Source organism: Pseudomonas sp. CFII68 (assembly GCF_000416195.1).
Taxonomy (GTDB): domain Bacteria; phylum Pseudomonadota; class Gammaproteobacteria; order Pseudomonadales; family Pseudomonadaceae; genus Aquipseudomonas; species Aquipseudomonas kilonensis.
The window spans coordinates 1-11097 of the sequence record NZ_ATLN01000038.1 but is presented as its reverse complement, the minus strand read 5'-3'; the positions used below and the strand labels follow the sequence as shown (position 1 = coordinate 11097).

Sequence of the window (11097 nt, the reverse complement as noted above, 5' to 3'; positions counted from 1 at the left end):
GTTCGTTGTTGGCGAATCGGGTGTTGGATAAACGTGGAGCCGCGGCAGTAGTAATCATTCCCGACGAAAAACCCGACGTCTTGCGTCGGGTTTTGGTTTTTTCATCCGCAGAAGCGGGCGAGTAACCCCAATATGTCCTCAAATTCTTTTCAAGATATCTCGCCACCGTCTTTCCTAGCGGCCGGTAACTCTGCGAAGGACATCATCTTGGGATCAGCATTCTCTAAATTTCTAGGGCTTGTAGGGGTGAATGTCGTAGGGCTATTGTGTAAAGCGGACCTGCAATTGCGACAGAAATAGAAACCTCGGGCGGTGCCGGTTTTTGGGGGGAATGAAATGAGTTCTCGGCGTCAACGACCACTGCTGACCGTCAATGTTATGGAAAAAAAAATAAGCCAAGGAGACGATCAAGTGACAGCACCAGCCTCAGTTGTGCGTACGAATCCGCTAGGCGATACAACGGCAGAAAATGACGACAGGATGCTGTCGAATGCCTTCATTGAAACTCCTGATTTTCGAGCGTTAGTAGAGTCTGATGATCGAACTGTAGTTGTCGGTCGGCGAGGAACGGGAAAAAGCGCGCTTTTTATAAACTTAAAAAAACACTGGGTTAAAGATAAAAAAGTGATAACGCTCACTTTTTCTCCAGACGACACTGAAATCATAGGGTTTCGGTCGCTATTACGCCCTTTTTCTAACTCATTCGTTCTTTCTCGGGCCGCGACTAAAATGCTCTGGCGATATGCAATGTTGATGGAGGTCGCCAGCTATATCTCTAGGCACTACAAACTTTCTGATCTTGTGACTAAAGAAGGAAATTTAAGGGAGCATGTGGATCGTTGGAATGATTCGCAAGCGCCTTTTCTAACCAAGTGCAGAAGGATAGCGAAAGCTTTTTTGTCGGTCGATTCGCCCGAAGAGGCTATAGGGGATCTCCCATTCAACTTGGACCTCAGCATGGTTGAAGATCTTGTGTTGAAAATTTTGCACAAGGCTGATAGACGAGTAGTGATACTGATGGACAGACTTGACGAAGGTTATGAGCCAGATGCGATTGGTATCGGTATTATTGCGGGATTAGCTTATGCCGCTGTAGAGCTAAATCAAAAATCGGAGTTGATTAGGCCTATAATTTTTTTACGTGACAATGTATTCAGGGCGCTCGCAAAAGAAGATCCAGATTACTCAAGGAATTTAGAGGGCCAAGTAATACGATTGCACTGGGATTGGGCCCTTCTTTTGCAATTGGCAGCAACCAGGATGAAACTGAGTTTTAAACTCGACGTTGAAAAGGACCAGCGGGTTTGGGATCGATGCACGGCAGGAGAACTGCAAGGGCGGGATGGATTCAAAAGATGCCTACAGTTTACGCTGTACCGCCCAAGGGACTTACTGTCCCTGCTAAATGAATCGTTTTTCTGTTCATTTAGACACGGACGAGACACAGCAATACTCGAAGATTTAGAATATGCTGCAAAGTCTATTTCCGTAGCTAGACTCGAAGATTTATGGAAAGAGTACCAAAAAATATTCCCTCCTATTCAGGTAGTTACGAGTGCATTTAAAAATGCGGAACCTGAGTTATCTGTGATGGCAGCCTTGGCAAAAATCGATCACGCAACCGAATCATTAGAGGATGGTGATGATCAAGCTTCCTTAGCAGAGGCCCGCTTACTAGGTTCTACCGGACTCCTACAGTCGCTCTACAGTATCGGCTTCATCGGTCTGCACGATCAAAATCTTTCCTCTTACTCTTTTTGCCATGATGGTCGAACTCCTGACAAGGGATTCGAGAGCATAGACAGAATCCTTGTTCACCCCTGCTACTGGCTGGGTTTAAATCTAAGCCGTAACGCATTAGCGCCGGAAGAAGCAGAAGAGATAAATGATGAGTATGACATTAAAGTTGACTCACTCAATCCGAAAATCAGAAACACAAAAATAGGTCAAATCGTTTCTCAACTTGATAAAATCCCATTGGGAAGAGAAGGTGATCGCGATTTTGAGCTATGGAGTCTTGAAGCGTTGAAAGTCATCTTCGCCGCTCATCTTGTTGGACTACAGCTGCATCCAAATGGTGCGGCAGTACAGCGTAGAGATATCATTGGAACCAATCGAGGCAAGTCGGATTTCTGGAGTAGAGTTCTACTTGACTATAAAAGTAGAAACGTCGTTTTTGATGCAAAAAATTATCAAGAATTGGGGCCGGATGAATACCGTCAATTACAATCATATCTGACAGGTTCATACGGAAAGCTAGGATTTATTATTAACAGGGATGAAAGTGAAAATCTTATCGCGGGAAAAGACTTAGATTGGACGAAGGAGATGCATAGTTCTCATCAATGCTTGATTGTGAAGCTCCCTGCAAAGTTCATTAGCAGACTGCTTCAAAAACTTAGGAGTCCTGAAAAGCACGATGTCGTAGATCGACAAATGTGGAATTTACTTACAACGTATGAGACTAATTATCTTGGCTTAAAAAGTACTAGGGCACGAAAAAAATCAACGAATATAAAACGTGGGTAGAAAGATTGGGGTAAAAAACCAACGAGCTGACTTCCTCAAACTTTGTGCAACTTCCCTCGAGGAATAAGGGGCGGATTTATTCTGATATTCAGTCTGTCCCCCGTCTTCTCCTCAGCCACCCTCCTCAAACCGCCGCCGCTTCATGAACAACCCCATCCCTATCGGCACGGCAAAAACCGACAACAACCCCAGATCAAACCCCAACAAGCGGGTCTGACCGGCCAAAACGCAGCCAACCGCACCCGCGACCACCATCACCACGCCTAGCCACTTGCGTAGCAGATACGGCTTGAGAAACTTATCGAGCAAAAAGGACAACACCAAGGCAATAACCAATTGAGTAATTTCGGGCATGTACGGTTCCAGTCAGGTCTTGATGATCAGTGTCGAGAGGGTGCGTTGCGGGCCGAGCCGCCGTTTACCTGCGCCTCGATGCTGACTAGCGCGTCACTACAGCGAGCGGATTGGGTTCAGATTGTTTCATTTTACTGGACCAGGGAGCGGGGAATGCCGGTCAGTTCAGCCGCAAATCCTGTGGGAGCAAAGCTTGCTCGCGATTGGGGCGGGTCTGTCGATAACGGGTTTGGCTGGTCTATCGCTATCGCGAGCAAGCTTTGCTCCCACAGATTTTGCGCTGGCTGAGCTTTTAGCGGATTGGCAGTGGATTGGGGGCTTTTTTGTGAGTGCTGCGCACTCAAGCGGGAGCAAGCTCCCTCGCCACAGGTGCGTGGCGCTCAGGGGTGGCGATTCAGCTTCTTGAGGAACACGGTCATTTCTTTTTCGGCCTGTTTGTCGCCGTGGGCTCGGGCGGCTTCAAGGCCTTGTTGCCAGGCTTGGCGGGCTGCCGGTAGGTTGCCTTGGCCTTGGTGGGCCTTGCCTAGGAGTTTCCAGGCGGCTGAGTATTTGGGGTCGAATTCGACGCAGCGTTGGAGGTGTTCGGCGGCGCGGGGGAATTCGCCTAGGTCTAGGTAGCCTTTGCCCAGGCCGAAGCGCAGTAGGGCGTTGTCCATGCCCTTGGCGAGCATTTTTTCCAGGGAGTCGAGCATGGGGGCGTCCTTATCAATTGTGTCAGTGATTGATGGGTTGGGAGTTCGATAGCAATCGCGGGCAAGCCTTGCTCCCACAGATCTCCAACAGACTGCGTTCGGCTCTTGAGGGGACGCAGAGCGTCCGTAGAGGCATTCCCACGCAGAGCGTGGGAACGATCCGTGGTGGTCAGAAGAAACTCAACCCCACATGGAACAGCTTCTCGACGTCGCGAATGTGCTTCTTGTCCACCAGGAACAGGATCACGTGGTCGCCGGTCTGGATCACGGTGTCGTCGTGGGCGATCAGCACTTGTTCGTCGCGGATGATCGCGCCGATGGTGGTGCCGGGTGGCAGGCCGATGTCGCGGATGGCTTTGCCGATCACTTTGCTGGACTTGGCGTCGCCGTGGGCGATGGCCTCGATGGCTTCGGCCGCGCCGCGGCGCAGGGAGTGGACGCTGACGATGTCGCCGCGGCGCACGTGGGCCAGCAAGGTGCCGATGGTTGCCAGTTGCGGGCTGATGGCGATGTCGATGTCGCCGCCCTGGATCAGGTCGACGTAGGCCGGGTTGTTGATGATGGTCATGACCTTCTTCGCCCCCAGGCGCTTGGCCAATAGCGACGACATGATGTTGGCTTCGTCGTCGTTGGTCAGGGCCAGGAAGATGTCGGCGTCGGCGATGTTTTCTTCCAGCAGCAGGTCGCGGTCGGAGGCACTGCCCTGCAGCACCACGGTGCTGTCGAGGGTGTCGGAGAGGTAGCGGCAGCGCGCCGGGTTCATCTCGATGATCTTGACCTGGTAGCGGCTTTCGATGGCTTCGGCCAGGCGCTCGCCGATCTGCCCGCCACCGGCGATGACGATGCGCTTGTAGTTCTCGTCCAGGCGGCGCATTTCGCTCATGACTGCGCGAATATTCGCCTTGGCGGCGATGAAAAACACTTCGTCGTCGGCTTCGATGACCGTGTCGCCCTGGGGCAGGATCGGCCGGTCACGGCGGAAAATCGCCGCAACGCGGGTATCCACATTCGGCATGTGCTCGCGCAACTGGCGCAGTTGCTGGCCCACCAGCGGCCCGCCGTAGTAGGCCTTGACCGCCACCAGTTGTGCCTTGCCTTCGGCAAAGTCGATCACCTGCAAGGCGCCGGGGTGCTCGATCAGGCGCTTGATGTAGTTGGTCACCACCTGCTCGGGGCTGATCAGCACGTCCACCGGGATCGCTTCGTTGTCGAACAGGTCGGCGCGGGTCAGGTAGGACGCTTCGCGCACCCGGGCGATCTTGGTCGGGGTGTGGAACAGCGTGTGGGCGACCTGGCAGGCGACCATGTTGGTTTCGTCGCTGTTGGTCACGGCCACCAGCATGTCCGCGTCGTCGGCGCCGGCCTGACGCAGTACCGTCGGCAACGAGCCGCGACCTTGCACGGTGCGGATGTCGAGTCGGTCGCCCAAGTCGCGCAGGCGTTCGCCGTCGGTGTCGACCACGGTGATGTCGTTGGCCTCGCTGGCCAGGTGTTCCGCCAGCGAACCGCCGACTTGTCCTGCGCCGAGGATGATGATTTTCATCCAGTCACTCCTATCGAATCGGTCTTAACCGCGTGCGGCGGCGATCTTGATCAGCTTGGCGTAATAGAACCCATCATGTCCGCCCTCTTGGGCCAGCAACTGCCGGCCGTGAGGCTGCTTCAGGCCGGCCTGGCTGGCAATGTCCAGCTCCCGGGCGCCTGGGGTGCGGGCGAGGAAGGCTTCGATCACGTCGGTGTTCTCGGTCGGCAAGGTCGAGCAGGTGGCGTAGAGCAGCATGCCGCCCACTTCCAGGGTTGGCCAAAGGGCATCGAGCAGTTCGCCCTGCAACACGGCCAGCGCGGCAATGTCGTCCGGCTGGCGGGTGAGCTTGATGTCCGGATGGCGGCGGATCACGCCGGTGGCCGAGCATGGGGCGTCGAGGAGGATGCGCTGGAACGGCTTGCCGTCCCACCAGGTCGCGGTGTCGCGGCCGTCGGCGGCGATCAGCTCGGCCTCCAGGCCCAGACGCTCGAGGTTTTCCTTCACGCGCACCAGGCGCTTGGCTTCCAGGTCCACCGCCACCACGCCAGCCAGCTTAGGCTCGGCCTCGAGGATGTGACAGGTCTTGCCACCCGGCGCGCAGCAGGCGTCCAGCACCCGTTGGCCGGGCGCCAGTTCCAGCAGGTCGGCGGCCAGTTGGGCGGCTTCGTCCTGGACGCTGATCCAGCCCTCGGCAAAGCCTGGCAAGGCACGCACATCGCCCGGGGTTTCCAGGACGATGCCGTCGCGGCTGTACGGGCACGGGATGGCCGGGATGCCCGCCTCGCCCAGCAACGCCAGGTAGGCGTCGCGGCTATGGTGGCGACGGTTGACCCGCAGGATCATCGGCGGGTGGGCATTGTTGGCGGCGCAGATGGCTTCCCATTGCTCGGGCCAGAAGGCCTTGAGGGATTTCTGCAACCAGCGCGGGTGCGCCGTGCGGACCACCGGGTCGTGCTCCAGCTCGGCCAGCAGGGTTTCGCTTTCCCGCTGGGCGCGGCGCAACACGGCATTGATCAGGGCCTTGGCCCAGGGCTTCTTCAGCTTGTCGGCGCAGCCCACGGTTTCGCCGATGGCGGCGTGGGCCGGGACGCGGGTGTAGAGCAGTTGATAGAGCCCCACCAGCAGCAGCGCCTCGACGTCGGCATCGGCGGCCTTGAACGGCTTCTGCAGCAGCTTGGCCGCGAGGGCCGACAGCCGCGGCTGCCAACGGGCGGTGCCGAACGCCAGGTCTTGGGTGAAGCCGCGATCACGGTCTTCGACCTTGTCCAGTTGGGTCGGCAGGGAGCTGTTGAGGGAGGCTTTGCCGCTGAGGACGGCGGCAAGTGCCTTGGCGGCGGCCAGACGCGGGTTCATGAGGCGTCCGTCGCTTGGCCGAGGACGGTGCCGACGGCAAATTTCTCACGGCGGCTGTTGAACAGGTCGCTGAAATTCAGTGCCTTGCCACCGGGCAGTTGCAGGCGCGTCAGGCACAGCGCCTGCTCGCCGCAGGCCACGACCAGGCCATCCTTGCTGGCGCTGAGGATTTCACCGGGTGCGCCCTTCCCTTCGGCATAACTGGCCGCCAGCACTTTCAGGGCTTCGCCGTTCAAGGTGCTGTGGCAGATCGGCCAAGGGTTGAAGGCCCGCACCAGGCGCTCCAGCTCAACGGCTGGGCGACTCCAGTCGATGCGGGCTTCGTCCTTGTTCAGTTTGTGCGCGTAAGTGGCGAGGTTGTCGTCCTGCACTTCGCCTTCCAAGGTGCCAGCGGCCAGGCCGGCAATGGCTTGGACCACCGCTGGCGGGCCGATCAGCGCGAGGCGGTCGTGCAGGCTGCCACCGGTATCTTCGGCGCTGATGGGGGTGCTGACCTTGAGCAGCATCGGCCCGGTGTCCAGGCCGGCCTCCATGCGCATCACGGTCACGCCGCTCTCGGCATCGCCCGCTTCCACGGCGCGCTGGATCGGCGCGGCACCGCGCCAGCGCGGCAGCAGCGAAGCGTGGCTGTTGATGCAACCCAGGCGCGGGATGTCCAGCACCACTTGCGGCAGGATCAGGCCGTAGGCGACCACCACCATCAAGTCCGGCTTGAGCGCCGCCAGTTCGGCCTGGGCTTGCGCATCGCGCAGGGTCGGCGGCTGCAACACCTCGATGCCGTGCTCCAGGGCCAGCTGCTTGACCGGGCTGGGCATCAGTTTTTGCCCGCGACCGGCCGGCCGGTCCGGCTGGGTGTAGACCGCGACGATTTCGTGGGGGCTGGCCAGCAGGGCCTTGAGGTGTTCGGCGGCAAATTCGGGAGTGCCGGCAAAGACGATGCGCAGTGGCTCAGTCATGGGTAGCTCTCAATTACAAAGCAGTCGCAAAAAGAAAAAGGCTTGCCGCGGCAAGCCTTTGAAGGGGGGCATCAAGCATTCTGGCGATGAAGTTTTTCCAGTTTTTTCTTGATGCGGTCACGCTTGAGGGTCGACAGGTAATCCACGAACAACTTGCCGTTGAGGTGGTCACACTCGTGCTGGATGCACACCGCCAGCAAACCTTCGGCGATCAGTTCATAAGGCTGGCCGTCACGGTCCAGGGCCTTGATCTTGACCTTCTGTGGGCGGTCGACGTTTTCGTAGAAACCCGGCACCGAGAGGCAGCCTTCCTGGTATTGGTCCATCTCGTCGGTCAGGGTTTCGAACTCGGGGTTGATGAACACCCGCGGTTCGCTGCGGTCTTCGGAGAGGTCCATGACGACGATACGCTTGTGCACGTTGACCTGGGTCGCGGCGAGGCCGATGCCTGGCGCTTCATACATTGTTTCAAACATGTCATCGACCAACTGACGCACTTCGTCGTCCACTACGGCCACCGGTTTGGCGATAGTGCGCAGGCGCGGGTCCGGAAATTCGAGAATGTTCAAAATGGCCATAAGCTTGATAAATGCACGTGTGAGGTAAAGTCGGGTGGCTGGCCTGGCGTGTCTTGGGATGCAGGCTACCGTTGTAAAACGATGCGCTTGTGGAGAATAGCTCCTTAAGCAGCGAGCCACGGGGGCTCTGGCGTTTTACGCGAACGCACATAATAAAGGGATTCACCGCATGAGGAAATCACTACTCGCCCTGCTGCTCCTGGCCTCGGCCGGTATCGCGCACGGGCAAGTGCAACTTCGGGAAGGTTTTCCCCAGCAATACACGGTGGTGACGGGGGACACACTGTGGGACATTTCCGGCAAGTACCTGCGCGAGCCGTGGAAATGGCCGGAGCTGTGGCAGGCCAACCCGCAGATCGAAAACCCCAACCTGATTTATCCGGGCGACACCCTGTCGCTGGTCTACGTCAACGGCCAGCCGCGCCTGACCCTCAATCGCGGCACCTCGCGCGGCACCATCAAGCTGTCGCCGCGCATTCGCAGTTCGCCAGTGGCCGACGCCATCCCGAGCATTCCGCTGCAAGCCATCAACAGCTTCCTGCTGAGCAACCGCATCGTCGACACACCTGAGGATTTCAACAAGGCCCCCTACGTCGTCGCCGGCAATGCCGAACGGGTGCTCAGCGGCATGGGGGATCGGGTCTTTGCCCGTGGCTCGTTCGATACGAACCAGACGGCGTACGGCATCTTTCGCCAGGGCAAGGTCTACACCGACCCCGAGACCAAGGAATTCCTGGGCATCAACGCCGACGACATCGGCGGCGGCGAGGTGGTCGCCAGCGAGGGCGATGTCACCACCCTGGCCCTGCAACGCACCACCCAGGAAGTGCGCCTGGGTGATCGCCTGTTCAGCGGCGAAGAGCGCTCGATCAATTCGACCTTCATGCCCAGCGCGCCGAAATCAGACATCCACGGGTTGATCCTGGACGTGCCCCGGGGCGTGACCCAGATCGGTGCGCTGGACGTGGTCACCCTGAACAAGGGCCGGCGCGACGGGCTGGCCGAAGGCAATGTGCTGGCGGTGATGAAGACCGGTGAAACCGTACGCGACCGTATCACGGGCGAGCGGGTGAAGATCCCCGACGAGCGGGCCGGCCTGCTGATGGTTTTCCGCACCTACGACAAGCTCAGCTATGGCCTGGTGCTGTACGCATCGCGCTCGTTGGCGGTGCTTGACAAGGTCCGTAATCCGTAACGGGTCTCACAAGTTACCAACAGAGTTATCCACAGCTTGTTCCCGTTTGAACGGGGCTCATAACGATCAAGGATTGATCACATGCCACTGCCTGAATCTGCGCCGGTTTCCCCTGCGGAACTGGAGGCCCGGCTACGCCTTCACCGCTTGCCGGAGCTGGGACCCAAACGTTTCATGACGCTGATGGAGGCCTTCGGCTCGGCCTCCAAGGCCATCAGTGCACCGGCCAGCGCCTGGCGCGCGCTGGGCTTGCCGCTGGCCTGTGCCGAGGCGCGGCGCAACCCGGATGTGCGTGACGGCGCCGCCCATGCATTGGCCTGGCTGGAGCGTGCGGGCCAGCATTTACTGATGTGGGACCAACCCGACTACCCGGCGCTGCTGGCGCAGATCAGCGACGCGCCGCCGCTGCTGTTCGTCGCTGGCGACCCCTCGATCCTGGAAAAACCCCAGCTGGCGATGGTCGGCAGTCGCCGGGCATCACGCCCCGGCATGGACACTGCGGCAGCGTTTTCCCGAAGCTTGGCCGGGGCCGGTTTTGTCATCACCAGCGGCCTGGCCCTGGGCATCGATGCGGCGGCCCATCAGGCGGCGTTGGACGTTGGCGGGCGCACCGTCGGCGTGTTGGGCACCGGCCTGGAAAATTTTTATCCACAGCGCAATCGTCGGCTGGCGGACGCGATGATTGCCCAGGGCAGCGCGGTGTTGTCGGAGTTCCCGTTGGACGCGCCGCCCCATGCCAGCAACTTTCCGCGGCGCAACCGGATCATCAGCGGTTTGTCCCTGGGGGTGTTGGTGGTGGAGGCCAGTGTCGCCAGCGGTTCGCTGATCACCGCGCGACTGGCGGCGGAACAGGGCCGCGAGGTGTATGCCATTCCCGGATCGATCCATCACCCCGGAGCCCGGGGCTGCCATCAGTTGATCCGCGACGGTGCGGCGCTGGTGGAAACCGTCGAGCACATCCTCGAAGCGCTGCGCGGCTGGCAGCGGTTGTCGCCGGCCTCGGAGCCCGTGCCCGTGACCCATCCGCTGCTGCGCCTGCTGCATGCCGCGCCGCTGAGCAGTGAGGCGCTGGCCGACGCCAGTGGCTGGGGCTTGCCCAAAGTGCTGGCGGCGTTGACCGAACTGGAGATGGAAGGCCGCGCCACCTGTGACAACGGACGCTGGTTTGCACGCTAGGTTTTATGGGGAAGATCGGTAAACTGCCCACAGCCTTATTTGCGTTGCGGGAGAATCTTTCATGGTCAACAGTTGGCGTGTGCAACAAGCCGCGCGAGAAATTCGCGCCGGGGCGGTGATTGCCTATCCAACCGAAGCGGTCTGGGGCCTGGGTTGTGACCCGTGGAACGAGGAGGCGGTGGAACGCCTGCTGGCGATCAAGTCGCGGCTGCCCGACAAAGGCCTGATCCTGGTGGCTGATAACATCCACCAGTTCGACTTTCTGTTCGAAGACTTCCCCGAAACCTGGATGGACCGCATGGCCAGCACCTGGCCGGGGCCCAACACCTGGCTGGTGCCGCACCAGAACCTGCTGCCGGAATGGATCACCGGGGTACACGACACCGTCGCGCTGCGGGTCAGCGATCATCCCACCGTACGCGATTTGTGCTCGCTGGTCGGGCCACTGGTGTCCACCTCGGCCAACCCCCAAGGACGCCCGGCGGCGCGCACGCGGATTCGCGTCGAGCAGTATTTCCGCGGGCAGATCGACCTGGTGCTGGGCGGCAACCTGGGCGGGCGCAGGAACCCCAGCGTGATTCGCGACCTCGCTACTGGCAAGGTCGTGCGCCCGGACTGATACCGCGTCATCGTTCATCGCGGGCAAGCCTTGCTCCCACAGAGTAAAACCTGTGGGAGTGAGGCCTACTTTCACAGAGCATGGCCTGCGGGAGATCTGCCTCCACAGAGCATGGCCTGT

At 59.2% G+C, this 11097-nt stretch carries 10 protein-coding genes; 4 read left to right on the top strand and 6 right to left on the bottom strand.

Annotated elements, in window-relative coordinates:
* Positions 1–336: 336 nt before the first annotated feature.
* Positions 337–2529, top strand: a complete 2193-nt coding sequence (locus CFII68_RS20005) for a P-loop ATPase, Sll1717 family (RefSeq protein WP_256211709.1) — start codon at positions 337–339, stop codon at positions 2527–2529.
* A gap of 111 nt (positions 2530–2640) precedes the next feature.
* On the opposite strand, the gene CFII68_RS20010 is transcribed toward CFII68_RS20005, so the two are convergent.
* The 6 genes from CFII68_RS20010 to def form a co-directional block, all read right to left on the bottom strand.
* The gene (locus CFII68_RS20010; RefSeq protein WP_018603603.1) at positions 2641–2883 is read right to left on the bottom strand and encodes a hypothetical protein; all 243 of its coding nucleotides are present in this window, start codon (positions 2881–2883) and stop codon (positions 2641–2643) included.
* A gap of 380 nt (positions 2884–3263) precedes the next feature.
* Positions 3264–3575, bottom strand: coding sequence for a tetratricopeptide repeat protein (locus CFII68_RS20015; RefSeq protein ID WP_018603601.1), 312 nt, complete (start codon positions 3573–3575; stop codon positions 3264–3266).
* 169 nt (positions 3576–3744) lie between these two features.
* Complete coding sequence (trkA, locus tag CFII68_RS20020; RefSeq protein WP_014335854.1) at positions 3745–5118, bottom strand: Trk system potassium transporter TrkA; 1374 nt, start codon at positions 5116–5118, stop codon at positions 3745–3747.
* A 24-nt stretch (positions 5119–5142) separates the two neighbouring features.
* Positions 5143–6453 carry a 16S rRNA (cytosine(967)-C(5))-methyltransferase RsmB gene (rsmB, locus tag CFII68_RS20025; protein ID WP_018603597.1) on the bottom strand — a complete coding sequence of 437 codons (1311 nt, stop codon included), beginning with the start codon at positions 6451–6453 and terminating at the stop codon, positions 5143–5145.
* Positions 6450–7409: a methionyl-tRNA formyltransferase gene (fmt, locus tag CFII68_RS20030; RefSeq protein ID WP_018603595.1), complete on the bottom strand. Its 960-nt coding sequence runs from the start codon at positions 7407–7409 to the stop codon at positions 6450–6452. Before fmt ends, rsmB begins: the two co-directional genes overlap by 4 nt.
* Positions 7410–7480: 71 nt before the next feature.
* Positions 7481–7987, bottom strand: coding sequence for a peptide deformylase (gene def, locus CFII68_RS20035; protein WP_003196300.1), 507 nt, complete (start codon positions 7985–7987; stop codon positions 7481–7483).
* Between the two features lie 169 nt (positions 7988–8156).
* On the opposite strand from def, the gene CFII68_RS20040 reads away from it, so the two are divergent.
* The 3 genes from CFII68_RS20040 (at position 8157) to CFII68_RS20050 (ending at position 10977) form a co-directional block, all read left to right on the top strand.
* On the top strand, positions 8157–9182 hold the full coding sequence (locus CFII68_RS20040; RefSeq protein WP_018603589.1) for a LysM peptidoglycan-binding domain-containing protein: 1026 nt from the start codon (positions 8157–8159) through the stop codon (positions 9180–9182).
* Positions 9183–9263: 81 nt separating this feature from the next.
* Complete coding sequence (gene dprA, locus CFII68_RS20045; RefSeq protein WP_018603587.1) at positions 9264–10358, top strand: DNA-processing protein DprA; 1095 nt, start codon at positions 9264–9266, stop codon at positions 10356–10358.
* Positions 10359–10419: 61 nt separating this feature from the next.
* Entirely contained in the window at positions 10420–10977 is a 558-nt protein-coding gene (locus CFII68_RS20050) for an L-threonylcarbamoyladenylate synthase (protein WP_018603585.1), read from the top strand.
* Positions 10978–11097: the final 120 nt, after the last annotated feature.

What these genes read in the sequence shown, in the direction of transcription:
- CFII68_RS20005 (WP_256211709.1), top strand. Translation starts at nt 337, where the DNA reads ATGAGTTCTCGGCGTCAACGACCACTGCTGACCGTCAATGTTATGGAA.
- CFII68_RS20010 (WP_018603603.1), bottom strand. Translation starts at nt 2,883, where the DNA reads ATGCCCGAAATTACTCAATTGGTTATTGCCTTGGTGTTGTCCTTTTTG.
- CFII68_RS20015 (WP_018603601.1), bottom strand. Translation starts at nt 3,575, where the DNA reads ATGCTCGACTCCCTGGAAAAAATGCTCGCCAAGGGCATGGACAACGCC.
- trkA (WP_014335854.1), bottom strand. Translation starts at nt 5,118, where the DNA reads ATGAAAATCATCATCCTCGGCGCAGGACAAGTCGGCGGTTCGCTGGCG.
- rsmB (WP_018603597.1), bottom strand. Translation starts at nt 6,453, where the DNA reads ATGAACCCGCGTCTGGCCGCCGCCAAGGCACTTGCCGCCGTCCTCAGC.
- fmt (WP_018603595.1), bottom strand. Translation starts at nt 7,409, where the DNA reads ATGACTGAGCCACTGCGCATCGTCTTTGCCGGCACTCCCGAATTTGCC.
- def (WP_003196300.1), bottom strand. Translation starts at nt 7,987, where the DNA reads ATGGCCATTTTGAACATTCTCGAATTTCCGGACCCGCGCCTGCGCACT.
- CFII68_RS20040 (WP_018603589.1), top strand. Translation starts at nt 8,157, where the DNA reads ATGAGGAAATCACTACTCGCCCTGCTGCTCCTGGCCTCGGCCGGTATC.
- dprA (WP_018603587.1), top strand. Translation starts at nt 9,264, where the DNA reads ATGCCACTGCCTGAATCTGCGCCGGTTTCCCCTGCGGAACTGGAGGCC.
- CFII68_RS20050 (WP_018603585.1), top strand. Translation starts at nt 10,420, where the DNA reads ATGGTCAACAGTTGGCGTGTGCAACAAGCCGCGCGAGAAATTCGCGCC.